At 68.2% G+C, this 21,834-nt stretch carries 25 protein-coding genes, 1 other RNA gene and 1 riboswitch; of the genes, 21 read left to right on the top strand and 5 right to left on the bottom strand.

Annotated elements, in window-relative coordinates; all coding sequences use genetic code 11:
• The first annotated feature begins 76 nt into the window (after nucleotides 1–76).
• Entirely contained in the window at nucleotides 77–616 is a 540-nt protein-coding gene (locus ASD66_RS21415) for a hypothetical protein (protein ID WP_056892171.1), read from the top strand.
• Nucleotides 600–1,184, top strand: a complete 585-nt coding sequence (locus ASD66_RS21420) for a hypothetical protein (protein WP_156388839.1) — start codon at nucleotides 600–602, stop codon at nucleotides 1,182–1,184. Before ASD66_RS21415 ends, ASD66_RS21420 begins: the two co-directional genes overlap by 17 nt.
• A gap of 83 nt (nucleotides 1,185–1,267) precedes the next feature.
• On the opposite strand, the gene ASD66_RS21425 is transcribed toward ASD66_RS21420, so the two are convergent.
• On the bottom strand, nucleotides 1,268–1,891 hold the full coding sequence (locus tag ASD66_RS21425) for a hypothetical protein (protein WP_056892173.1): 624 nt from the start codon (nucleotides 1,889–1,891) through the stop codon (nucleotides 1,268–1,270).
• A 103-nt stretch (nucleotides 1,892–1,994) separates the two neighbouring features.
• On the opposite strand from ASD66_RS21425, the gene ASD66_RS21430 reads away from it, so the two are divergent.
• From ASD66_RS21430 to ASD66_RS21465, 9 genes are all read left to right on the top strand, one after another.
• On the top strand, nucleotides 1,995–2,936 hold the full coding sequence (locus ASD66_RS21430) for a zinc metalloprotease (protein ID WP_056892174.1): 942 nt from the start codon (nucleotides 1,995–1,997) through the stop codon (nucleotides 2,934–2,936).
• Nucleotides 2,937–3,047: 111 nt separating this feature from the next.
• Nucleotides 3,048–3,737, top strand: a complete 690-nt coding sequence (gene ftsE / locus ASD66_RS21435) for a cell division ATP-binding protein FtsE (RefSeq protein WP_056675310.1) — start codon at nucleotides 3,048–3,050, stop codon at nucleotides 3,735–3,737.
• 15 nt (nucleotides 3,738–3,752) lie between these two features.
• The gene (ftsX, locus tag ASD66_RS21440; protein ID WP_056675313.1) at nucleotides 3,753–4,667 is read left to right on the top strand and encodes a permease-like cell division protein FtsX; all 915 of its coding nucleotides are present in this window, start codon (nucleotides 3,753–3,755) and stop codon (nucleotides 4,665–4,667) included.
• A 52-nt stretch (nucleotides 4,668–4,719) separates the two neighbouring features.
• Nucleotides 4,720–5,994: a M23 family metallopeptidase gene (locus ASD66_RS21445; RefSeq protein ID WP_056892175.1), complete on the top strand. Its 1,275-nt coding sequence runs from the start codon at nucleotides 4,720–4,722 to the stop codon at nucleotides 5,992–5,994.
• Between the two features lie 31 nt (nucleotides 5,995–6,025).
• Nucleotides 6,026–6,502, top strand: coding sequence for an SsrA-binding protein SmpB (gene smpB, locus ASD66_RS21450; RefSeq protein WP_056675319.1), 477 nt, complete (start codon nucleotides 6,026–6,028; stop codon nucleotides 6,500–6,502).
• On the top strand, nucleotides 6,499–7,434 hold the full coding sequence (locus ASD66_RS21455; RefSeq protein WP_082599653.1) for an amidohydrolase family protein: 936 nt from the start codon (nucleotides 6,499–6,501) through the stop codon (nucleotides 7,432–7,434). The genes smpB and ASD66_RS21455 overlap by 4 nt, the downstream gene beginning before the upstream one ends.
• Nucleotides 7,435–7,474: 40 nt before the next feature.
• Nucleotides 7,475–7,845: a transfer-messenger RNA gene (gene ssrA, locus ASD66_RS24295) on the top strand.
• A gap of 183 nt (nucleotides 7,846–8,028) precedes the next feature.
• Nucleotides 8,029–9,411: a M15 family metallopeptidase gene (locus tag ASD66_RS21460; protein ID WP_056675321.1), complete on the top strand. Its 1,383-nt coding sequence runs from the start codon at nucleotides 8,029–8,031 to the stop codon at nucleotides 9,409–9,411.
• 31 nt (nucleotides 9,412–9,442) lie between these two features.
• Complete coding sequence (locus ASD66_RS21465) at nucleotides 9,443–9,694, top strand: hypothetical protein (protein WP_056892176.1); 252 nt, start codon at nucleotides 9,443–9,445, stop codon at nucleotides 9,692–9,694.
• A gap of 22 nt (nucleotides 9,695–9,716) precedes the next feature.
• Here ASD66_RS21465 and ASD66_RS25450 read toward each other — a convergent pair whose 3' ends face one another.
• On the bottom strand, nucleotides 9,717–9,848 hold the full coding sequence (locus ASD66_RS25450) for a putative transporter small subunit (RefSeq protein WP_235530191.1): 132 nt from the start codon (nucleotides 9,846–9,848) through the stop codon (nucleotides 9,717–9,719).
• Between the two features lie 12 nt (nucleotides 9,849–9,860).
• Nucleotides 9,861–11,558 carry a sodium:solute symporter family protein gene (locus tag ASD66_RS21470; RefSeq protein WP_056892177.1) on the bottom strand — a complete coding sequence of 566 codons (1,698 nt, stop codon included), beginning with the start codon at nucleotides 11,556–11,558 and terminating at the stop codon, nucleotides 9,861–9,863.
• A 219-nt stretch (nucleotides 11,559–11,777) separates the two neighbouring features.
• Between ASD66_RS21470 and ASD66_RS21475 the strand changes: the two genes are divergently transcribed.
• From ASD66_RS21475 to ASD66_RS21490, 4 genes are all read left to right on the top strand, one after another.
• A complete protein-coding gene (locus ASD66_RS21475; protein ID WP_056892178.1) occupies nucleotides 11,778–12,185 on the top strand; it encodes an HIT family protein in 408 nt (135 codons plus the stop codon).
• A gap of 73 nt (nucleotides 12,186–12,258) precedes the next feature.
• Nucleotides 12,259–13,020 carry an SDR family NAD(P)-dependent oxidoreductase gene (locus ASD66_RS21480; protein WP_056892179.1) on the top strand — a complete coding sequence of 254 codons (762 nt, stop codon included), beginning with the start codon at nucleotides 12,259–12,261 and terminating at the stop codon, nucleotides 13,018–13,020.
• 77 nt (nucleotides 13,021–13,097) lie between these two features.
• Nucleotides 13,098–13,293: riboswitch (cyclic di-AMP (ydaO/yuaA leader) on the top strand.
• Between the two features lie 5 nt (nucleotides 13,294–13,298).
• Nucleotides 13,299–13,817: a C40 family peptidase gene (locus ASD66_RS21485; RefSeq protein ID WP_056892180.1), complete on the top strand. Its 519-nt coding sequence runs from the start codon at nucleotides 13,299–13,301 to the stop codon at nucleotides 13,815–13,817.
• A 103-nt stretch (nucleotides 13,818–13,920) separates the two neighbouring features.
• Nucleotides 13,921–14,940: a DUF3048 domain-containing protein gene (locus tag ASD66_RS21490; RefSeq protein WP_056675337.1), complete on the top strand. Its 1,020-nt coding sequence runs from the start codon at nucleotides 13,921–13,923 to the stop codon at nucleotides 14,938–14,940.
• A 42-nt stretch (nucleotides 14,941–14,982) separates the two neighbouring features.
• Here the strand turns inward: ASD66_RS21490 and ASD66_RS21495 are convergent, their stop codons facing one another.
• Nucleotides 14,983–15,699: a TetR/AcrR family transcriptional regulator gene (locus ASD66_RS21495; RefSeq protein WP_056675341.1), complete on the bottom strand. Its 717-nt coding sequence runs from the start codon at nucleotides 15,697–15,699 to the stop codon at nucleotides 14,983–14,985.
• Between the two features lie 130 nt (nucleotides 15,700–15,829).
• Between ASD66_RS21495 and ASD66_RS21500 the strand changes: the two genes are divergently transcribed.
• From ASD66_RS21500 to ASD66_RS21520, 5 genes are all read left to right on the top strand, one after another.
• Nucleotides 15,830–16,360 carry a hypothetical protein gene (locus ASD66_RS21500; RefSeq protein ID WP_056675343.1) on the top strand — a complete coding sequence of 177 codons (531 nt, stop codon included), beginning with the start codon at nucleotides 15,830–15,832 and terminating at the stop codon, nucleotides 16,358–16,360.
• A gap of 122 nt (nucleotides 16,361–16,482) precedes the next feature.
• The gene (locus ASD66_RS21505) at nucleotides 16,483–17,037 is read left to right on the top strand and encodes a YqgE/AlgH family protein (RefSeq protein ID WP_056892181.1); all 555 of its coding nucleotides are present in this window, start codon (nucleotides 16,483–16,485) and stop codon (nucleotides 17,035–17,037) included.
• Nucleotides 17,038–17,071: 34 nt separating this feature from the next.
• Nucleotides 17,072–17,317, top strand: a complete 246-nt coding sequence (locus tag ASD66_RS21510) for a DUF3039 domain-containing protein (RefSeq protein WP_056679010.1) — start codon at nucleotides 17,072–17,074, stop codon at nucleotides 17,315–17,317.
• A gap of 35 nt (nucleotides 17,318–17,352) precedes the next feature.
• The gene (locus tag ASD66_RS21515) at nucleotides 17,353–19,113 is read left to right on the top strand and encodes a DEAD/DEAH box helicase (protein ID WP_235530220.1); all 1,761 of its coding nucleotides are present in this window, start codon (nucleotides 17,353–17,355) and stop codon (nucleotides 19,111–19,113) included.
• A 116-nt stretch (nucleotides 19,114–19,229) separates the two neighbouring features.
• Nucleotides 19,230–19,865 (top strand): IclR family transcriptional regulator, encoded by a 636-nt coding sequence (locus tag ASD66_RS21520; RefSeq protein WP_056675351.1) that lies wholly within the window; start codon nucleotides 19,230–19,232, stop codon nucleotides 19,863–19,865.
• Nucleotides 19,866–19,986: 121 nt separating this feature from the next.
• Here ASD66_RS21520 and ASD66_RS21525 read toward each other — a convergent pair whose 3' ends face one another.
• Complete coding sequence (locus tag ASD66_RS21525; protein ID WP_200950140.1) at nucleotides 19,987–20,460, bottom strand: Lrp/AsnC family transcriptional regulator; 474 nt, start codon at nucleotides 20,458–20,460, stop codon at nucleotides 19,987–19,989.
• Nucleotides 20,461–20,540: 80 nt separating this feature from the next.
• Here ASD66_RS21525 and hppD point away from each other — a divergent pair, with 80 nt between their 5' ends.
• The gene (hppD, locus tag ASD66_RS21530) at nucleotides 20,541–21,758 is read left to right on the top strand and encodes a 4-hydroxyphenylpyruvate dioxygenase (RefSeq protein WP_056675357.1); all 1,218 of its coding nucleotides are present in this window, start codon (nucleotides 20,541–20,543) and stop codon (nucleotides 21,756–21,758) included.
• Nucleotides 21,759–21,834 lie beyond the last annotated feature (76 nt).

Raw genomic sequence — 21,834 nt, forward strand, 5'->3', positions numbered from 1 at the left:
CAGCCTGCAGGCTGACGACGAACCGGGGCCGCGGCGGGAACACTCGAATCCTGTCCACACGATCCGAGGAGATCCGATGCGCAAGAGACTCAAGATCTGGGGAGCGGCGCTCTGCCTGTGCCTGGGTGCCGCACCGGTCCTGGATGCCGGCGCGTCCGCCGGCCACGCCGACCGTGGGCCCGGGACCGGGACGTTCGCGGTGAGTGGAACGGGCGGCGGAACCCTGGAGCTGCCGCGTTACGAGGGTGACATCGTGTCCTTCCGTGTGCGGGCCTCCGCGCCGTCCGATGCCGCCTGGACCGCCACAGGCTCGTTCGACGTGACGCACGTGCGCCCCGACGGAACCGTGCTCGCCGACTTCAGCGGCACCGTCGACTGCCTGATGGTCGGCGCCGGTGTCGCCGTGGTCACCGGCATCATCACCAAGGGCGGTGCGGCCGGAATTCCCGGGGAGGAGCTCGGGCGCCGCGTGGGGCTCACGGTCTCCGACCACGGACGTCGTGACCACCTCGGCTGGAGCTGGCTGGTGACGGGCTTCCACGACGTCACGCCCTGCACCAGCACCGCACCCTTCTTCCCGGTCACCGAGGGCAACTTCAGTGTCGACGCGCGCTGACCGTCGGCCGGCGTACCCACCGCCCACAGGACTCGTCACCGCGGTCGGGGTGCTGATGACCGTGTGGTGCGTCGGATTCGCCGCGGTGAGCGTCTGGATCGAGGCCACCGACCACTTCGCCGACGGGGAGTACGCCGACTACGCCTCGGGGTTCTCCGTGGCGAACTGGTTGGTCACGGTGATCAAGGTCGGGGGAGCCGTGCTGGCGCTGCTGGCGGTGGCTCGTCGGCCACGGTTCCCGGGTCCCGGGGTCGTCGGCACGCTGCTGTGGGCGGCGTTCGCCACAACTGGCATCTACGTGCTCGGCAGTCTCGTGCAGGCGGTGCTCATGCTGACCGGCCAGGCCGGCGATGCCGACCGGATTGACGGTGCCGCTGTCGCGTACGTGGCTCTCTTCGCCCTCGCGGCCGTCGGGTTCGGCGTCCTCGCGGTGTCCTATGCCCGCCGGGCCGGACTCGGGAACAAGGAGTTGGCGCTGGGCGCCATCGGAGCGCCGATCCTGTTGGGTGGGCTCCTGGTCGCCCTGCCCGCCCTTCTCGTGGCCCTCGGGCTGTTCCCGGCCCCGTGATCAGTCGGTGACGCTGTTCCACACGCCCGGACGCGCTCGTCGTACGAGAGTCCCGGTCAGCACCGCGGCGGCCGGTCCACTGATTACTCGCTGGCCGCCGCCGAGGCGGCCTGCGCGCACCAGTTGCCGGCCTTCTCGAGGGCCGGCCCGGCTGGCGCCTTGCGGTCGGGGTCGCTGACCGAGCAGGCCAGCCAGGCGTCCACGAAGAGCCCGCGGTACGACGCCTCCGTGCCCGCCTTGGTGCGGCACAGGACGCCGGTCGACGGGGTGCCGAAGCCCTGCCCGTCGACGCCGCGGCAGCCGCGGGCGCTCCGAGCGTCGGCGACCAGTGCCTTCGCCCGGGCCTTCGTGACCGTCGGCACGAACACCCAGACCCTGGCCTGCGCGCCGGAGGTGCCACGGAAGGTGCAGTTGAACTCGTGGGCGACGTCCTCGACGTCACCGGTGATGGTCGCCGTGTCCCCGTTGCCGTAGTACGTGGTGTCGTCGACCTTGCCGATCGCGGCCTCGACGGCGGCGTCGGGGATGCGGTCGCAGAAGTCGGCACGGGCGATCGCCACGCCGGTGGCGTCGTACGCCGACAGGGGAGTGGCCGACACGGTCGGGTCGGCCTCGGGTTCGTCGTCGGAGCCGCTGCACGCGGCCAGTCCGCCGGCCAGGAGGAGCGCCGCCACCACGGCCACGACGGGTCTCGGCACGGTTCGCATGGGGTCACGCTATCCGGACCTGATTCTCGTGACCCGAAGGTGTGGTCAGCGAGCGGAGCCGCGATGTACGTTCAGTCCGTCACCATTCGATCTGGAGGAAAAGATGCGGGCGAAGAGTACGTTCCTGGCAATTGCTGCGGTGGCAGCGAGTTTCGCGCTGATCGGCGGTGGGGCCGTCGCGACCAGCACCGCCGTCGCCTCCTCACCCGGTGTCCAGCAGTGTGACGAGCGACCCGACCAGGCCAGGGTCAAGGAGGGCGCCACCGTCAAGGAGCCCGCCCTCTACGCCAAGTCCGACGCCAAGAAGTACGGCGTCATCAAGGACTCGCCGCGCATGCCGAACGGTTCGGTCACCATCGACACCGTCTTCCACGTCATCTCCGAGACCGCGCCGACCGCAGAGCAGCAGACCAGGCTCGAGACGATGATCGACGACCAGGTCGACGTGCTCAACGCCTCCTACGGCGGCACCACCGCCCCCGACGCCGCCGACTCGCCGTTCCGCTTCGCGCTCACCGACACCACGTGGACCGTCAACCCGGCGTGGGCCCACGTGGCCCCCGGCAAGACCGAGCGCGACATGAAGCAGGCGCTCCACCAGGGCGACTCCGAGACCCTGAACGTCTACGTCGCCGACATCGGCGGCGGGCTGCTCGGATGGGCCTACTTCCCGAAGGGCTACAACGACGGTCGCGACTACATCGACGGCGTCGTGATGCTCGACGAGTCGATGCCAGGCGGCACCGCCGGCAAGTACGCCCTCGGTGACACGCTCACCCACGAGGTGGGTCACTGGATGATGCTCGAGCACACCTTCGCCGGCGCCTGCTCGGCCAGCGGTGACGGTGTCGCCGACACCCCGCGCGAGGCGATCCCGCAGTTCGACTGCCCCGAGGGTGCCGACACCTGCGCGGCACCCGGGCTCGACCCGATCCACAACTTCATGGACTACACCCAGGACTCCTGCATGAACATGTTCACCGAGGGTCAGGTGGAGCGCATGAACGACGCATGGATCGCCTTCCGGGCCGGGGGCAACGGCTGAGCTCGCGACCGGCCGTTCGGCCGGGCCTTCGACCTGGCCCGGCCGGTACGCCGACACAGCGGAGAGCCCGACTTACCAGTTCTGCTTGGCCTGTCACCTAGACTCCGTCCAGTGATTCGCTTCGAAAAGGTCTCCAAGACCTACCCGGGCCAGGCCCGCGCAGCCCTTGAACAGGTGTCCGTCGACATCGAGAAGGGTGAGTTCGTCTTCCTCGTCGGCCAGTCCGGCTCCGGCAAGTCGACCTTCCTGCGCCTCATCCTCCGCGAGTACCGCGCCTCCGAAGGGCGTGTCTACGTCGCAGGCAAGGAGATCAGCCGCCTCGCCGGCTGGAAGGTGCCCCGGCTGCGCCGCCAGATCGGCACGGTCTTCCAGGACTTCCGCCTGCTGCAGAACAAGACGGTCGCCGAGAACGTCGCCTTCGCCCTGCAGGTGATCGGCAAGTCGCGCGCCCAGATCAACGAGCTGGTGCCCGAGACCCTGGAGCTGGTCGGCCTCGACGGCAAGGAGGACCGCCTCCCCGACGAGCTCTCCGGTGGTGAGCAGCAGCGCGTGGCGATCGCCCGCGCCTTCGTGAACCGGCCGATGATCCTGATCGCCGACGAGCCCACCGGAAACCTCGACCCGAACACCTCCGTCGGCATCATGAAGCTGCTGGACCGGATCAACCGCACCGGCACCACGGTGCTGATGGCCACGCACGACGCCGGCATCGTCGACCAGATGCGCAAGCGGGTGATCGAGCTCGAGGACGGCCGCGTCGTCCGCGACCAGGCCCGTGGCATCTACGGCTACCAGAACTGAGAGGGGCTCACACTCATGCAGCTTCGCCATGTCTTCTCCGAGCTCGTCCAGGGCCTTCGCCGCAACCTGACCATGCACATCGCCGTCGTCCTGACCCTCTTCGTCTCGCTGACGCTGGTGGGCATGGGCTTCCTGCTCAACGCCGAGGCCGACAAGGCCGAGCAGCGCTTCGGCGACCTGAACCAGATCATCGTCTCGCTGTGCAACGAGAACTCCCGCACCCCGCAGTGCTCCGGTGAGGTCACCGAGGCCCAGCAGGACGCGATCCTCAAGGTGATCGACGAGAACCCCGAGGTCTCCGGCTACCACGTCGAGTCGCAGGACGAGGCCTACAAGAAGAGCCTCGACCTCTACAGCGAGAGCGACCAGCAGACCAGCCTGATCAAGAAGATCGGTCCCCAGGCGCTGCGTTCCTCGGTGTGGATCGACCTCAAGGACCGCGACAAGTACAAGGGGATCGCCAGTGCCGTGGAGGGCCTCGACGGCGTCTACGGCGTGCGCGACAACCGCGACATCGTGGAGCCGGTCTTCAAGACCCTCGACACGTTCAAGTTCGGGTCCTACGCGATCGCCGGGTTCCTGATCTTCGCGGCCCTGCTCCTGGTGGCCAACACGATCCGCCTGGCCGCCTTCGCGCGACGCCGCGAGATCGGCATCATGCGCCTGGTCGGCGCCTCGAGCCTCTACATCTCCCTGCCGTTCCTCCTGGAGGCGCTGGTGACCGCGTTGTTCGGCGTGGTGCTCGCGGGTGGAGCCCTGGCGGCGTTCATGCAGTTCGGTGTCAAGGAGCAGCTGAGCGACCAGATCCAGTTCCTCCCGTGGATCGGCTGGCCCGAATATCTGCAGTCCCTGGGATGGGTGGCGATCATCGGACCACTGCTCACCGTGATTCCGACTCTCCTACTGACCCGCAAATACCTCAAAGTCTGAGGTTCGTCGTCTAACGTCGAGGCGTTCACTTCCCCGAACGAAGGCTTTTACGGTGGTTCGCTCCTTCCCCAGCGACGACCGACACCGCTTGGTGGTCCTCGTGGCCGCAACCTTGATGGTGATCGGCATGATCTGCGCTCCGCTCGCGCATGCAGACGACGACAAGCTCAAGAAGAAGGAACGGCGGGTCAAGCAGGACATCAGTTCTGCGCACCAGGACCTCGACGAGTCGAGCGCGGCGCTGCGCAGGGCCGCCGCCCGACTGACCGCGGCGCGGGCACAGCTCACGTCGGCCCGAAACGAGCTCGCCGACACCCGCGGTCAGCTGACCACGGCACGCGTGAAGGACCGGGCCGCCCAGGCCGCCCTCGTGAAGGCGGTCGCCGATCTCGACACCGCGAAGGCCGAGCTGGCCGACGGCCGTGAGGCTGTCGAGGGCCAGCGGGTGGTCGTCTCGAACCAGCTCGCCGACAACTACGAGTACGGCGACCCGCAGCTGCAGCAGGTCTCCTCCATCCTGCGTGCGGAGGACCTCGACGAGGTGAGCCGCACGCTCGAGACCACCAGCGCGGTGGTCGACGAGGAGAACGGCCAGCTCACCGACTTCACGGTCGCCGAGGTGCTGCTCAAGGTGAAGAAGGACAACCTCGCCGACAAGCGCGACTCCGTGAAGGAGCTGCGTGAGGCGGCCGCGGCCAACCTGCGTGTCAAGCAGGAGCTCGAGACGCGTGCCGAGCAGCAGGCCGCCTCCGTGCGCAGCCTGGTCGGCAAGCGGTCCAGCGCCCGGTCCGTCGCGTCCCGGGTGAAGGCGCGTGACCTGAAGGAGCTGGAGAAGCTCGAGCAGGAGCAGAACCGCATCGAGTCGATGCTCAAGGCGCGTGCCGCCGCGGCCGCGAAGAAGTCCGGCAACTCCGGCCCGCCCACCAGCTCCGGTGGCTACCTGAGCTACCCGGTCAACGGCCCGGTCACCTCGTCGTACGGCTATCGCGTGCACCCGATCTACGGCTACTACTCGCTCCACGACGGCACCGACTTCGGCGCCGGGTGCGGCCAGCCGCTGTACGCCGCCGCGGACGGCACCGTGATCGAGAGCTACTACCAGACCGCGTGGGGCAACCGACTGATCATCGACAACGGTCACGTGCGGGGCGTCGGTCTGGCCACGATCTACAACCACGCCACGTCCTACACCGTGGGCGTCGGTTCGCACGTCACCCGCGGCCAGGTGATCGGCTACGTCGGCACCACCGGTTGGTCGACCGGCTGCCACCTGCACTTCACGGTGATGGTCAACGGCTCGCCGACCGATCCGATGAACTGGATGTAACGCGGTTGCCCGCTCCTGAGAGACTGTCCCCATGGTCAAGGAGCAGGGCACGAAGGTGGTCGCGCAGAACAAGAAGGCGCGCCACGACTACCACATCGACACGACGTACGAAGCCGGCATGGTGCTGGTCGGCACCGAGGTGAAGTCCCTGCGCATGGGCCGGGCCTCGTTGGTCGACGGCTTCTGTGAGGTCGACAACGGCGAGGTGTGGTTGCACAACGTGCACATCCCGGAGTACTCCCAGGGCAACTGGACCAACCACGCCTCGCGGCGCAAGCGCAAGCTGCTCCTCAACCGGATCGAGATCGACAAGATCGAGCGCCGGGTCAACGAGAAGGGCTTCACGGTGGTGCCGCTCTCGCTCTACTTCAAGGACGGCCGCGCGAAGGTCGAGATTGCCCTGGCCAAGGGCAAGAAGTCGTGGGACAAGCGCAACACCATCGCCGAGCGCCAGGCCAACCGTGAGAAGGAGATCGAGGTAGGCCGCCGGTTGAAGGGCATGGGATGAGCAGCGATCCCTCGGTGGTCGAGGAGGGCGAGGAACGAATCCGCCTCGAGACCACCTGCACCCGCCTCGGCATCCCCGGCTTCTTCGACATCCACACGCACTTCCTGCCCCCGCAGGTGATGGCCAAGGTGCGGGCGGTCTTCGACTCCGCCGGCCCTCTGATCGGTCGGCCGTGGCCGCTGACCTACCGCGACGACGACGACGTGCTCGTCGAGACGCTGCGGTCGTTCGGCGTACGCCGCTTCTCGGCGCTGGCCTACGCGCACAAGCCGGACATGGCCGAGTTCCTCAACGAGTGGTCCGCCGGCTTCGCCGATCGGCACCCCGAGGCACTCCGGTGCGGCACCTTCTACCCGGAGCCGGGCGCGGCGGCCTACGTGCGCAAGCGGATCGAGGCCGGGGTGGAGCTGTTCAAGGTGCACGTGCAGGTGGGTGCCTTCCACGTCACCGATCCACTCCTCGACGAGGCGTGGGGCGTGCTGGCCGAGGCCCGGACGCCGATCGTGCTGCACGCCGGCTCGGGCCCGGTGCCCACCGAGTTCACCGGCCCCGGTCCGGTCGAGGAGCTCCTGCGGCGGCACCCCGACCTCGCCCTGGTGATGGCCCACATGGGCGCACCGGAGTACGCCGAGTTCCTCTCCATGGCCGAGCGCTACGACAACGTGCGTCTCGACACGACCATGGCGTTCACCGAGTTCTTCGAGGAGATGGGCGGCCGCTACCCGCCCGGGCTGCTGCCGCGGCTCGCGGACCTGGCCGACAAGGTGCTGCTCGGCTCCGACTTCCCCAACATCCCCTACCCCTACGCGCACCAGGTCGACGCGCTCGAGCGACTCGGAGAGCGACACCCCGGGCTGGGGGACGACTGGTTGCGCAGGGTGCTGTGGCACAACGCCGCGGAGCTCATCGACGCAAACCCCATTGGGGAATGAACCGCACAGTCGATATGGTTGTGGGTAGTACAACTCAAGAGGGGCTGATCGGTTTCGACTTGGGACGTTAGTTCCAGGGGAAGCGGGTCGAGAAGCCAGCGTCATCTCGTAAACGATCGCTGGAAAACCATAGTTGCCAACTCAAACCGCAACGACTTCGCTCTCGCTGCCTGAGCAGTGATCGAAGGGTCAGACCGGGCATCTGCCTTCGTCCCGGAGCCTGACCTCATCTAGAAGGCTTGCTGATCAATCCGTGTCATGGCGGTTGATCGGGACTTTTCCGTGACTGGGCCTGTCGGCGACGTGTCTGTGCGAGCGCCGGGGCCGAGAAAAGCGACAACACGGACTGCACCCGGAGAAGACCTGGTTCGGCGCTCGAGGACGCGGGTTCGATTCCCGCCAGCTCCACCGTTCACCTCTTGACACCCACAACGTGGTGGATCGCAGGCACCAAGTGCCCGTGATCCACCACGTTGTGCATTTCTTTTGCCCATCGACGCAACGCATCGCCGTCGAGTTACGTCTGGAGCAGTGAGGGGTCGTCCACAATGGTCGGGCCCATCACACTCGGCTTCGCCTGACACGGGGAGATCCATGCGCATCGCCAGAATCGTCGTCCTGCTCGGGATGGTCGTCGGACTGTTCTCGCTGCCGGCCATGGCCTCCGCGGACGAGGCCGCCCTGGTCGCCACCACGACCACCCTCGCCGGGCCGGCCCGTTACGAGGGCCAGACCGTCGCGCTCGACGTGGCGGTCAAGGCCACCGGCGGCGCTCCGGTCGAGACCGGAGCGGTCACCGTCGATCGCCGGATCGGCGGGGTGTGGCAGCCGGTCGCGAACGCCGTGACAGGTGCCGACGGCCACGTCACCGTGCCGGCGACGATGAGCCGCACCGTCGCCGACAACGTCTTCCGGGCCCGCTACGCCGGTGACGCGACGTACGCAGCCTCCGCCTCGGCTGCCCGCACCATCACGTTGCTGCGCCGGGACAGCCGGATGGGCTTCTCCGCTCCGTTGCGGGTGGTGGACGAGACGTACGCCGCCTTCAAGGTGCTGTGGCGCACGCCCGGCGGCGTACCGATCCGCGGTTCGGTCCGCATCCAGCAGAAGGTCGGCACCCGCTGGGTGGCCCGCAAGACCGTCATCACCAACGCCGAAGGCAGGGGCGCCTGGAACTTCAAGGTCCGCACCGACAGCGCCTGGCGCGCGGTCGGGATCACCCGTTCGTGGGTGAAGGGTGCGATCAGCGGCACCCGCAAGGTCGACAACCGGCCGCCCGGCGTCCCGTTCACGATGCCCGCCGGCGCGCCGTACCCCCGGATCAAGCTCCCGGCCCAGCCACGGGCCACCCGCGCGGGCGCCGCGGTCACGATCAGCACCATCCCCGACGCCGTGTGGCGCCAGATGGTCGGCGTCACGTGGCACTCCGGCTGCCCGGTCGGGCGGTCCAGCCTGCGGCTGATCCGCGTCAACTACTGGGCGTACGACGGCTACCGCCGGCGCGGCGAGATCGTCGTGAACGCGCGCGTGGCCGGCAACGTCGGGGCGGCGTTCAAGGAGATGTACGACGGAAAGCACCCGATCCGGGCGATGTACCGCGTGGACCGGTTCGGCTGGAGTGACGCCGTGCGTGGCGGCGACGACCACAAGTCCATGGCGGCCGGCAACACCTCGGCGTTCAACTGCCGCAGCGTGGTCAACAACCCGGGGGTGCGCTCGCCGCACTCCTACGGCACCGCGGTCGACGTCAACACCTGGGAGAACCCCTACCGTTCGCGCACCGGGCTGGTGCCGAACTCGTGGTGGCAGTACCACCCGCACCCGCGGGTCTCGTGGCGCAGCTCGACCCACCCCGTCGTCCAGCTGATGCGCCGCCACAACCTGCGCTGGACCTACGGCAATGACGACACCCAGCACTTCGACGCCTACTCCTCGTCGGGCCGGATTGCTCCGCGTTGTGTGGGCGAATGTCACTGATCTGAGGCTTTTGTGGCACTAGATTCCTGCCATGATCGCGTTCCTGCTTGCTGGGCTCATCCTCGGAGTGCTCGCCCGCACGTTGGCCGGTGGCATCCGTGACCCCCAGGTCATGCTGACCGTTCCGGTGGGTGTCGCGGGTGCCGTCGTCGGCGGAGTCGGCGCCAACGTCCTGCGGGGCGAGGACTGGAACCACCTCGACGTGTGGGGCTTCGTCGCCGCCTGCGTGGTGGCGCTGATCGTCCTCGGCCTGCTCGAGGGCGGCGTGGGCCGCAAGCCTTGACCCCCGCGTCCGCGACCTCTCCTCAGATCAGGTCGCGGCCCTCGCGGCGAGCCTCACGCCATTCCTTGATGAAGCCGGACGTGATCACGAAGAGCACGATGCCGGAGAGCAACGGCCAGACGAGCACGTAGACGGTCATGAGAATGCTGTGCATGGTTCCTCCTGGTCAGTGGGTCGGGTCGAGGTCGTCGTCGCGACGCGCTGCCGGTACGGCGCCGACGGCGGTGTCCGAGTCGTCGAAGTCGCCGACCACCTTGTCGATCTCGGCGAAGTCGAACTCCACGTCGGAGGATCGCGACATCGCCCAGCAGACGATGGTGCTGACGGCGTACGCCACGAGTGAGCCGCTCAGGGTGGCGTAGTCGCGCAGGAAACCGATCACGAACGGCGCCGACACGATGGCCGCCACCACTCCGACGCCCATGGCCGGGCGGAGTCCGAAGAAGCCGAAGCACATCAGGCCCAGGACGACACCGACGCCGACCACGGAAAGGACCTCGACCCCCAGTCCGAAGGCCCCGGTCAACGGAATCCACTCGAACCTCACCGGCAGGAACACCGCCAGGGCGACGAGGACCGACGTGGTGAACGCCGTGTTGGTGACCTTGTTCCAGTAGAAGCTGGCGATCACCGGGAACACCAACGCACCCCACAGGGCACCCACGAAGACGAGCAGGTCGAGGATGTCGAGCTGGAAGCTGGCGAAGATCACACCGAGTGCGGTGGCGAGCACCATGGTCACCCGACCGATCAGGAGCATCACCTTGGGGTTGGCGCGGTCCTTGCCGGCCACGTTCTGTCCGTAGACGTCGGTCATCACGATCGAGGCCATTGCGGCCAGGTCGGAGTCGGCGGTCGAGGAGAGCGCGCCGATGATCATCAGGAAGAACACCGCGAGCAGCGCGGTGGGGAGGTACTCGGCTGCCATCTGCGGGATCAGGTTGTTGACGTTGCCACCGCTGGGCTCGAGACCCAGGTAGAGCGCGAGCACACCGAGCATGCCGACGCCGATCACCATCGAGCCGTAGCCGATGGTCGCGGTCACGAAGGTCGGCTTGATCAGGTCCTCACGGACGGCGAAGAGTCGCTGGGCGATGGTCTGGTTCCCGATCGCGTAGGCGAGTACCGCTGCGATGTAGGGGGCTCCCTGGTTGAGGAAGGCGTCGCTGGAGAAGAAGGTGCCCTGCTGCGGGGTCAGGTTGCTCGCGCCCGTCTCGAACATCGCCGGGAAGCCGGCGGCGAAGAAGATGAACGGCACGATGACGACAACGGCGCCGAGCATGCCCAGCACCTGCACGAAGTCGGTGAGCACCGAGGCGCGGAAGCCCGACCACAGGGTGTAGAGCAGGATCCCGAAGGCCACGATGATCACGCCCTGCGTGAAGTTGAATGGCGAGAGCAGCGAGATCAGCACGCCACCGGCGATGAAGTTCGACATCAGGCTGATCAGGCTGCCGACCAGGTTCGAGCCGGCGAGCAACAGTTGGCTGGAACGCCCGTGGCGCGCGTACATCACTTCGGCGAGGGTGTGGGCGCGCGGCGCGACGGAGCGGATCCGCTTCCCGAAGGGGTAGATGAACAGGATCATCAGCGCACCCCAGAGCCCGTAGTGGATGGGGCCCGAGATGCCGTAGGTGAATCCTGACGTTGCCGCGGCGTACATCGAGGCGGCCCAGATCCAGGTTGCGGTCATGCTGCCCGCGGAGATCCCGAACCCGATGTTGTTGCCGGCGGTCATGTAGCCGTCGGCGTTCTCCTGCTTCTTTCCGATTCTCAACGAGATCCAGAAGGTCCCTCCGTAGAAGAAGACCAGCAGGAAAATGATGAGGGGGATGCTGAACTGGGCCGATTCGAACCCGTCCATGTCGCCTCCTGTGTCGCTGTTCAGATGTGTGCCCGTGGGCAGCGTGTGCGCAGCCGCCGCGGCCCAGGCGAGAACACGACCGGCGCAGGCATGGATCGATCGAGATGAAAAACCGGTCCTGCTCGGCGACTGATCAGTTCGCGGAGGTCCGGCCCAGCCCCATGGCTGTAGATGGCAAGCACCGTAGCATCGGTGGAATCCGGAAGAAGGGGCGCCTCGATGTCCTGCACGTTCTGCGCGATCGTGGCGGGGGAGACCCCTGCCGAGGTCGTGCTCGAGACCAGCGACCTGCTCGCCTTCCTCGACCAGCGACCGGTGTTCAAGGGCCACATGCTGCTGGTGCCGAAGGAGCACGTCGTGACCCTGCCCGACCTGCCGGGCCGGTTGCGCGCCCCGTTCCTCGAGGCCGGACAGCGGCTGGCCACCGCGGTCGTCGAAGGACTCGGTGCCCAGGGCAGTTTCGTCGCGATCAACAACGTGGTCTCGCAGTCCGTGCCGCACCTGCACCTCCACGTCGTACCCCGCACCAAGGGTGACGGCCTGCGCGGCTTCTTCTGGCCGCGCACGAAGTACGCCGACGACGAGCCGGGGGAGTACGCCGAGAGGCTGCGCGAGGCCCTGTCCTAAGGTGGTCCCGACAACCTCGACCGCCAGTTCCGGCCGGTCGGGCATCACGCATTGACTAGTCACAGGAGTGGGCATGGGTCGGTTTGACGGACGGGTGGCAGTGGTCACCGGGGCCGCACGCGGCATCGGATTCGCCACCGCGAAGCGCTTCGCGGACGAGGGTGCGGCAGTCGCCATCATCGACCTCGACGAGGCCGCGGCCAGCGAGGCGGCCGGCAAGCTCGGCGAGGGCGTGAAGTCCGTCGGCATCGGCGCCGACGTCAGCAACGCCGAGTCCGTCGAGGCAGCGGTCGAGCGGGTCGTCACCGAGCTCGGCGGCATCCACATCCTGGTCAACAATGCCGGCATCACCCGTGACAACCTGCTGTTCAAGATGACCGAGCAGGACTGGGACCTGGTCATGGGCGTCCACCTCAAGGGTGCGTTCCTGATGACCAAGGCCGCGCAGAAGCACTTCGTGGAGCAGAAGTACGGCAAGATCGTGAACCTCTCGAGCGTCTCCGCGCTCGGCAACAGGGGCCAGGCGAACTACTCGGCGGCCAAGATGGGCGTGCAGGGCTTCACCCGCACCTTGGGCATCGAGCTCGGCCCGTTCGGCATCAACGCCAACGCCATCGCCCCCGGCTTCATCGCCACCGAGATGACCGACGCCACCGCCGCGCGGGTCAAGATGAGCGTCGAGGACTTCCGGGCCGCCGCTGCCGAGCAGAACCCGGTGCGCCGGGTCGGGTTCCCCGAGGACATCGCCGCCGCGGCCGCGTTCCTGGCCAGCGACGAGGCGTCGTACATCACCGGCCAGACGCTGTACGTCGACGGCGGCGCCAAACTGGGCTGACTTGGGGGTTTGTCACATTTCGGGGACTTCCGGGGGCGGTGGCGCTTACCCTCAAGGCGCACAACTTCACACACCGCTCCCGGACAACGCCGAGTCCTGCCCCGTTCAGGGAGCGTCCCGTGACCCGGACACAGGGGCAGGAGTGGGGGACCCACAGGTTCCACGCGAGGTCGGTCGAGAGGCCGTCCCGCTCGGGGTGAAGTCATCATGCGATGGCAGGACACTTTCCAGTCCCAACCCGACAGCTCACCTCACAGGCGTGGGAAAGGAAACCCTCCATGCCTGCCCTCTTCAGCGTGCGCAGACCGCGCACGACCGCCCGACTGCGCGCACTCCTGGTGCTGCCGCTGATGACCCTGTCGATGCTGGTGGCCGGCACCATGGCCGACGCTCCGAGCGCCGAGGCAGCGTCACTGACCCGCGCCGAGCGCGTGCAGATCGGCTACAACGTCGCCACCAACCAGATCGGCGACCCCTACCGCTACGGCGCCGCCGGGCCAGGGGCGTTCGACTGCTCCGGGCTGCTCTACTACAGCTACCGCAAGGCCGGCTTCGCGGGCATGCCGCGTACGTCGAGCGCGCAGTACGCCTTCGTCCGCCACATCGCCAAGCGGTACCTGCGCCGCGGCGACTTCGTGTTCTTCCACAACGGCGGCCGGGTCTACCATGCTGCGGTCTTCGTGGGGCGCAAGGACGGCAAGGTCATCATCCTGAGCGCACCGCGAAGCGGCACCCGGGTCCGTCGCGAGCTCGCGTGGACCACCTCGTTCTACGCCGGCACCCTGCGTGGCCGGTGATCAGGGACACCTGAGTCCCACGAGGGCGCGCCTCCCCGGAATCCGGGAGCCGCGCCCTCACACTTTGAAACTGAATCAATGTTGTAGACGATCGGAGAATTTCGTGCGCCGTGTCCACCCCTCCCTGACTACCGGCCTTGCTGCCGCCCTGGCGCTGAGCCTCACGCTCACCGCCTGCGGAGGAGATGACAAGGACGACAAGGACGCCAAGGATCCGAAGGGCACCGCCAATGCCGAGGTCCTCGAGAGCACCTGGCCGCTCACCGGCGAGAAGGTCTCGGGTGACGCGTCCTCGAGCAAGAAGCACCCGGTCTACGTCGTCAAGATCGACAACACCGGCAGCAGCGCGCCCCAGATCGGTCTCGGCTCGGCCGACATGGTCGTGGAGGAGCTGGTCGAGGGCGGCAGCACGCGCCTGGCGTCGTTCTTCTACTCCAAGGTCCCCGACAACGTCGGCCCGGTGCGCTCGATGCGTGCCTCCGACATCGGCATCGTGTCGCCGGTCGACGGCGAGATGGTGACCAGCGGTGCGGCCGGTGTCACCATCAGCCGGATCACCCAGGCGGGCATCAAGTTCCACCAGGAGGGTGCCACCGGTTTCTACCGCGACTCCGGACGCTCCGCGCCGTACAACCTGTTCGTCGACCTGGCCAAGCTCGCCAAGGAAGGGTCGAAGGGCGAGGAGAAGCGGCCCGACGACTACCTGCCGTGGGGCGAGGAGAAGGACCTGCCCAAGGGTCAGCCCGCCACGTCGGTCGCCGCGTCGTTCTCCGCCGGCCACACCACGAACTGGGCGTTCGAGGGCGGCAAATACCACAACCAGAACACCAACGCCGCCGACGGTGACGAGTTCCTGGCCGACACCGTGCTCGTGCTCAAGGTGCAGGTCGGCGACGCCGGCTACACCGACCCGGCAGGCAACTTCGTGCCCGAGACCAAGTTCCACGGCAAGGGCGAGGCGGTCGTGTTCCACAAGGGCAAGGCCGTGCGCGGCACGTGGAGCAAGAACAAGGCCGAGAGCGCGCTGACCCTGAAGACGAAGGCGGGCGACCTGAAGATTCCCGCCGGTCACGTCTGGATCGAGCTGGTCCCGACCGATGGTGGCAACGTCACCTTCAAGTAGGCACAGCCCTTCGGCGCCCTGGTCGAGCGGCCCCTTCGGGGGTCACTCCGCCAGGGCGCTGCTGCTTCCGGTGACCGGGTCGACGAACTCGACGCCCTGGTCGACCAGGGAGCGCAGGCCCATCAGCATGAACCCGATCGCGGCCTCGACCCGGGCACTGGCCTCCTCGGGGTCCTCGGCGGCCGCGACTCCTTCGCCGGCGCTGCTCAGGGCGCCGAAGAAGATGCGGCTGAAGGTGTCGATCATCGGCTGCTCGAGGTCCCAGGGGCCCGCGGAGAGCACGTTGTTGACCACGTCGAGCACGATCGCGAACGACGAGCGCTCCTCCTGCTCGCGGAAGCGCTCGTAGCCCAGGATGGCGGGTCCCTCCTGGATCACCACCCGGCGGTACGTCGGGTCCTGGACCACCGAGAGGAACGCGCGCAGGCCCTCCGCGGCCTTCTCCCACGGGTCCTTCACGCCCTTGACCGCCTTGGAGATGCTGGCCGCGGCCTCCGCCTCGATGCGCTCGAAGACCGCCTCGAAGACCGCCTGCTTGCCGCTGTAGTGGTGGTAGAGCGCGCCCTTGGTGACCTTGGCCTCGGCCACGATGGCGTCCAGGGACGTGCCGCCGTAGCCGTGCTCGGTGAACAGCTCGCTGGCCGCCTCGACCAGGGCCCGCTTGGTGCTGGAGGAGTACTGCTGGCGCCTGGTGGCGCCGGGCAGGTCCGGAAGGGTCGGGAGGCTCGGGATCAGACGCTTCGCTGCGGACTTGCTCATCTGCTCAGCATAGGGCGGCGCGACCGGGACCCTGTGGCCGAGGTCACGGCGTGGTCGGTTTGCGTGCCGAAGGTCGGTTACATACTCTTGGTACGTACCGCCGGTACGTGAAAACGAAAGGAGCTTGACCATGACCTGGGAAGCCTTTCACCACCGTGGGGACGTCCTCCACCGTGTGTTCGACGAAGTACGTGTGCGCCGCGACGGTGTCCTCCCGATGGACCTGCCGGGCGTTGCCGAGACCTTCCGTGACGAGCTCGACCTGCTGGGCGCACTCCAGCTCCGCTGGTCGAGCCGCCTGAGCGGCAAGATCGAGCGCGAGCTCTCCAACCAGCCGATGGACCTCGAGGCAGCCGTGATCGCCGCCTGGCGTGCCACGGCCGACGAACTGCCCGGGATCCGCGAGATCCAGGACCACTACCGCTCCGAGCCGGTCGACACGGCGATGTCGCAGGCGATGGCCAAAGCCGCCGCCAAGGAGCGTCAGCTCCTCGCCGTGATGGCCGGACGCGTCTCCGCCCTGGAGGTGGACGAGCACGGCGCCCGCGTGGGTGCCGCGATCGAGGCCGCCGCCCGCGACGGCTACCAGCTGCCCGAACCCGACCCGACTCCCGGGAACGTCCGTTTCCTGGACCGGATCAGGGCGGCGCTCGCGGCCTGACGGCCGCCCCCTGACAGACAGACCCCGGTGTCGACGCACCCGCGGACCTCCCTTCCGCATCTCCCTCCCTCCCCGCGTCGGCCCGGGGCCTGTCTTCATTTCGGCTTGTCTACATTGGGGGCATGGACCCGAGAGCCGGAATGTTGCTGGTGGCCAGCCCCGAGCTGCTCGACCCGAACTTCGCCGACTCCGTGGTGCTGCTCATCGACGCCGATGGCGACGGCGCACTGGGCGTCGTACTCAACCGGCCGTCCATGGTGATGATCGGCGACGTCCTCTCTCCTTGGGCTGATGTGGCGAGCGATCCCGGCGTCCTCTTCTCGGGCGGGCCGGTCGGTGCCGACGGCGCACTTGCTGTCGCCCAGCTCGCCGATGCCGACGACGAGCCCGTCGGGTTCCGCGGGTCCTTCGCCGACATCGGCCTGATCGACCTCGACTCGCCGGTGGAGCTCATCGAGGGCAGCGTGGCCGAGCTCAGGGTCTTCGCCGGGTACGCCGGCTGGGGCGCCTCCCAGCTCGAGGCCGAGATCGCCGAGGGCAGCTGGTACGTCGTACCGGCGCTGGCCTCCGACCTGTTCCGGGAGGACACCACGACCCTGCGCCGCGACGTGCTGCGACGACAGCCCGGAGCCATGGCGTGGGTCTCAACACGTCCGGTCGACCCCTTGCTGAACTGAGTTCTGATCTACAGTGGTGGGCGTGAGCAACCCGATCGGATTCAGCCAGACAGACGTTCTCGAGGACCGTCGCACGGTCCCGACCGACGAGGGTGACCACGAGCGGTTCTCGCACTATGCGCCGAAGGACAAGGTCATGGAGGCCATGGTCATGGGCACGCCGGTCACTGCGCTGTGCGGCAAGACCTGGGTGCCCAGCCGGTCGCCGGAGAAGTTCCCGGTCTGCCCCGAGTGCAAGGAGATCTGGGAGAGCCTGCCCCACGGCGGGGATTCCGAGTGACGGGACGGCCCCCCGAGGCCGTCCCACCCGCAGCACTGACTCCGGCCTGGCCGGAGCGTGCCGCATGGGGGACCGCCCAGTCGCTGCGTGCCTGGCAGTCGGCGGCACTCGAGAAGTACTTCTCGGCCTCTCCACGTGACTTCCTCGCAGTGGCCACGCCCGGCGCCGGCAAGACCACGTTCGCGCTGACCGTGGCCGCCGAGCTGTTGGGCCGACGCGTCATCGACCGGATCACGATCATCGCGCCGACCGAGCACCTCAAGACCCAGTGGGCCGAGGCGGCCGCGCGGGCCGGCATCCCGATCGACCCGAACTACTCGGCCGGTCAGGGCAAGACCTCCCAGGACTACGTCGGCATCGCGCTGACCTACGCCGGTGTCGCGGTGAACCCGCTGGCCCACCGGATCCGCACCGAGCGGTTCAAGACGCTGGTCATCCTCGACGAGGTGCACCACGCCGGGGACGCGCTCTCGTGGGGTGACGGCGTACGCGAGGCGTTCGAGCCGGCGCACCGCCGCCTGGCCCTGACCGGTACGCCGTTCCGGTCCGACACGAACCCGATCCCGTTCGTCACCTACGTGCCCGCTCCCGAGCTGGGTCCGGGCGCGATGGTGTCGGTGGCCGACTACACCTACGGCTACGGGCAGGCGCTGGCCGACCACGTCGTCCGGCCGGTGCTGTTCATGGCCTACTCCGGCGAGATGCAGTGGCGCACCCGCGCGGGCGACGAGATCTCCGCCCGGCTGGGAGAGCCGCTCACCAAGGACCAGAACGCCCAGGCGCTGCGCACCGCGCTCGACCCGCAGGGGTCCTGGATGCCCTCGGTGCTCCAGGCCGCCGACCGGCGGCTCTCGGAGGTACGCCGCCACGTGCCTGACGCCGGCGGCCTCGTGATCGCCAACGACCAGGACTCCGCCCGCGCCTACGCCAAGCTGCTCAAGGCGATCAGCGGCGAGGCGCCGACCGTCGTACTCTCCGACGAGAAGGCTGCGTCGAAGAAGATCTCCACGTTCACCGACTCCGAGGACCGCTGGATGGTCGCGGTGCGGATGGTCTCCGAAGGTGTCGACGTGCCGCGCCTGGCGGTCGGCGTCTACGCGACGATGATCTCCACCCCGCTGTTCTTCGCCCAGGCCGTCGGCCGCTTCGTGCGTGCCCGCCGCCGCGGTGAGACCGCTTCGGTGTTCCTGCCCTCGGCGCCCAACCTGCTGGTGCACGCCTCCGAGATGGAGGTCGAGCGCGACCACGTGCTGGGCCGCAAGGTCACCGACGAGGACGACATGTTCGCCGCCGAGGAAGACCTGATGAACCAGGCCAACGCCGCCGAGTCGGCCTCGGGTGACGAGGCGCTCGGCCCGTGGGAGGCGCTCGGCTCGCAGGCCACCTTCGACCGGGTGCTCTACGACGGCGGTGAGTTCGGCCATGAGGGCGAGGTCAGCGTCGGCTCCGAGGAGGAGATGGACTTCCTCGGCATCCCGGGGCTGCTCGAGCCCGACCAGGTGCGCGACCTGCTGCGCACCCGGCAGTCCGAGCGGGCCGCGAAGACGAAGAAGCCGAAGCCGGCCGAGGGCGACAGCATCGCCCAGGTCTCGACGCACGAGCAGCTGGCGATCCTGCGCCGCGAGCTCAACGGGCTCGTGGCCGCGTGGTTCCACCGCACCGGTCAGCCGCACGGCGTCACGCATGCGGCACTGCGCAAGGAGACCGGCGGACCGGCTGCGGCCGTCGCGACGGCCGACGTCTTGCACAAGAGGATCGACACGTTGCGCGAGTGGGCCGTCCGCAAGTCGTCCTGATGGCGTGGACTCGTGTCTCGACACGCCGGTCGCGGCTTCGTTCCTCAGCCGCGCGGCTGCTCGACGCGCCTCGCCACGCCGTGCACTCCACGGTCGTGCACGGCTAGGCTCAGCGCATGGCCACCGAGACTTCCCAGACCCTCGATCGTGGCCTCCACGTGCTCCGGGTCCTCTCGCAGAACCAGGCGGGACTCACCGTCACCGAGCTCGCTGCCAGGCTCGAGGTCAACCGCACCGTGGTCTACCGGTTGGTGGCCACCCTCGAGCAGCACGCGCTGGTCCGCCGTGACGCGCGCGGCCGGCTGCACGTCGGGCTCGGCGTACTGCACCTCGCCTCGGCAGTGCAGCCGGTGCTGCGCGACATCAGTGTCCCGGTGCTGCGTGAGCTCGCCGAGAGCACGGGCTGCACGGCCCACCTGACCGTCGCCGACGGCGAGGAGGCGCTGGCCCTGGCCGTGGTGGAACCGTCGTGGACCGACTTCCACGTCGCCTACCGGGTCGGTGCGCGCCACCCGCTCTCCCAGGGCGCCGCCGGCAAGGCGATCCTGCTCGGCCGCGAGACCGCGGCGCCGCGCTACGCCGTCACGGCGGGGGAGCTGCAGGCCGGCGCCAAGGGCATCGCCGCCGCCGTCCGCGGTGTCGACGGTCTCGAGGCCTCGGTCGGCATCGTCACCCTGGGCGCCCTCGACGTCGAGAAGGTCGGCCCGCGGGTCGCCGCTGCCGCTGCCGAGGTCGCCACCCGCCTCGCCTGACCAGCGCCAACCGTGGGTTCTTGATGCGCCAACCGTGGGTTCTTGCGCCTCGAACCGTGGGTTCTTGATGGCCCAGCGCAAGGATCCACGGCTCGGACATCAATGATCCACGGTTCGCGCATCAAGAATCCACGGTTCGGGTGAGGGGGAGGACGCGGAAGGGGATCTGCTCGGCCAGGGCGATGACCGTGGTGGAGCGGACGATCGCGGGGTCGGCCAGCACTCGGTCGATGACCCGCTGGAGGTCTGCGTTGGAGCGCGCCACCACGCGCACCCACATGTCGCCGGCCCCGGTGATCGTGTACGCCTCCAGCACCTCCGCGATCTGCTCCAGCTTGCGGGCCACGCTGTCGTGGCCGCCGAGGTCGATGTTGTCCTGGCGGATCTCGAGGGTCAGGAACGCGGTCACCGGGTAGCCGAGCGCCCCCGGGTCGAGGTCCGGCCCCCAGCCGGTGACCACCCCGCTCGAGGCCAATTTGTCGAGTCGCGCCTGCACGGTTCCGCGCGCGACGCCGAGCCGGCGAGAGGCCTCGAGTACGCCGACCCGCGGCTCCCGGGCGAAGAGATCGATCAATGTGGCATCGAGATTGTCCATCGCTACGCTCCTTCTGGACAACATGCACAGTGTTTCGACGTACTGTTGCACATCTTGTCGCTGATGGACAGGCTGAACCCATGACTACGACTGCTTCCACCGGCGGCGCGCTGACCGCCGACGAACTCAAGGCCGACCTCACCCTCGACCAGCTCAAGCAGCTCGTGGGTCTCGTCGAGTACGACGCGTCGAGCGACCCGTTCCCCGTGGTGGCCCAGGACGCCGTGTGCTTCGTGGTCGGGAACGCCACCCAGACCGCGACCTTCTACCAGCTCGCACTGGGCATGGAGCTCGAGGCCTACCGAGGCCCCGAGAACGGCTGCCGCGACTCGAAGTCCTACGTGCTGCGCTCCGGCTCGGCCCGCTTCGTGTTCACCGGCGGCGTCACGCCGGGCAGCCCGGTGCTCGAGCACCACCGCAAGCACGGCGACGGTGTGGTCGACCTCGCCATCGAGGTCACCGACGTCGACAAGTGCATCGAGCACGCGCGCGCCCAGGGCGCCACGGTCCTGGTCGAGCCGCACGACGAGACCGACGAGCACGGCACGGTGCGGCTCGCTGCCATCGCGACGTACGGCGAGACCCGGCACACGCTGATCGACCGCTCGAAGTACGACGGCCCGTACCTCCCCGGCTATGTGGCGCGGTCCACGACCGTGGCCCGTCGCGAGGGCCACCCGAAGCGACTCTTCCAGGCCATCGACCACTGCGTGGGCAACGTCGAGATCGGCCACATGGACGAGTGGGTGACGTTCTACAACAAGGTGCTGGGCTTCACGAACATGGCCGAGTTCATCGGTGACGACATCGCCACGGACTACTCGGCGCTGATGTCGAAGGTCGTGGCCAGCGGCAACCACCGGGTGAAGTTCCCGCTCAACGAGCCCGCGATCGCGAAGAAGAAGTCGCAGATCGACGAGTACCTCGAGTTCTACGACGGCGCCGGCTGCCAGCACATCGCGCTGGCCACCAACGACATCCTGCGCAGCGTCGACATCCTGCGCGACAACGGCATCCAGTTCCTCGACACCCCTGACTCCTACTACGACGACCCCGAGCTGCGCAGCCGGATCGGCGAGGTGCGGGTGCCGATCGAGGAGCTGAAGAAGCGCAAGATCCTGGTCGACCGCGACGAGGACGGCTACCTGCTCCAGATCTTCACCAAGCCGATGGGCGACCGCCCCACGGTGTTCTACGAATTCATCGAGCGGCACGGCTCGCTCGGCTTCGGCAAGGGCAACTTCAAGGCGCTGTTCGAGGCGATCGAGCGAGAGCAGGACGCCCGCGGCAACCTCTGACTCGGGGGTGGCCACAACGTGGTGGATCACACGCACCAGGTGCGGGTGATCCACCACGTTGTGATGGGAAGTGCCC

The sequence above is a fragment of the Nocardioides sp. Root151 genome (assembly GCF_001427925.1).
Classification (GTDB): domain Bacteria; phylum Actinomycetota; class Actinomycetes; order Propionibacteriales; family Nocardioidaceae; genus Nocardioides.

Excerpts from the sequence above, each read along its gene's own strand:
- ASD66_RS21430 (WP_056892174.1), top strand. The coding sequence starts at position 1,995 with ATGCGGGCGAAGAGTACGTTCCTGGCAATTGCTGCGGTGGCAGCGAGT.
- ASD66_RS21505 (WP_056892181.1), top strand. The coding sequence starts at position 16,483 with ATGGACCCGAGAGCCGGAATGTTGCTGGTGGCCAGCCCCGAGCTGCTC.
- ASD66_RS21480 (WP_056892179.1), top strand. The coding sequence starts at position 12,259 with ATGGGTCGGTTTGACGGACGGGTGGCAGTGGTCACCGGGGCCGCACGC.
- ASD66_RS21500 (WP_056675343.1), top strand. The coding sequence starts at position 15,830 with ATGACCTGGGAAGCCTTTCACCACCGTGGGGACGTCCTCCACCGTGTG.
- ASD66_RS21485 (WP_056892180.1), top strand. The coding sequence starts at position 13,299 with ATGCCTGCCCTCTTCAGCGTGCGCAGACCGCGCACGACCGCCCGACTG.
- ASD66_RS25450 (WP_235530191.1), bottom strand. The coding sequence starts at position 9,848 with ATGCACAGCATTCTCATGACCGTCTACGTGCTCGTCTGGCCGTTGCTC.
- hppD (WP_056675357.1), top strand. The coding sequence starts at position 20,541 with ATGACTACGACTGCTTCCACCGGCGGCGCGCTGACCGCCGACGAACTC.
- ASD66_RS21470 (WP_056892177.1), bottom strand. The coding sequence starts at position 11,558 with ATGGACGGGTTCGAATCGGCCCAGTTCAGCATCCCCCTCATCATTTTC.
- ASD66_RS21455 (WP_082599653.1), top strand. The coding sequence starts at position 6,499 with ATGAGCAGCGATCCCTCGGTGGTCGAGGAGGGCGAGGAACGAATCCGC.
- ASD66_RS21525 (WP_200950140.1), bottom strand. The coding sequence starts at position 20,460 with ATGGACAATCTCGATGCCACATTGATCGATCTCTTCGCCCGGGAGCCG.
- ASD66_RS21495 (WP_056675341.1), bottom strand. The coding sequence starts at position 15,699 with ATGAGCAAGTCCGCAGCGAAGCGTCTGATCCCGAGCCTCCCGACCCTT.
- ASD66_RS21460 (WP_056675321.1), top strand. The coding sequence starts at position 8,029 with ATGCGCATCGCCAGAATCGTCGTCCTGCTCGGGATGGTCGTCGGACTG.
- ftsX (WP_056675313.1), top strand. The coding sequence starts at position 3,753 with ATGCAGCTTCGCCATGTCTTCTCCGAGCTCGTCCAGGGCCTTCGCCGC.
- ASD66_RS21475 (WP_056892178.1), top strand. The coding sequence starts at position 11,778 with ATGTCCTGCACGTTCTGCGCGATCGTGGCGGGGGAGACCCCTGCCGAG.
- ASD66_RS21465 (WP_056892176.1), top strand. The coding sequence starts at position 9,443 with ATGATCGCGTTCCTGCTTGCTGGGCTCATCCTCGGAGTGCTCGCCCGC.
- ASD66_RS21520 (WP_056675351.1), top strand. The coding sequence starts at position 19,230 with ATGGCCACCGAGACTTCCCAGACCCTCGATCGTGGCCTCCACGTGCTC.
- ASD66_RS21425 (WP_056892173.1), bottom strand. The coding sequence starts at position 1,891 with ATGCGAACCGTGCCGAGACCCGTCGTGGCCGTGGTGGCGGCGCTCCTC.
- ASD66_RS21415 (WP_056892171.1), top strand. The coding sequence starts at position 77 with ATGCGCAAGAGACTCAAGATCTGGGGAGCGGCGCTCTGCCTGTGCCTG.
- smpB (WP_056675319.1), top strand. The coding sequence starts at position 6,026 with ATGGTCAAGGAGCAGGGCACGAAGGTGGTCGCGCAGAACAAGAAGGCG.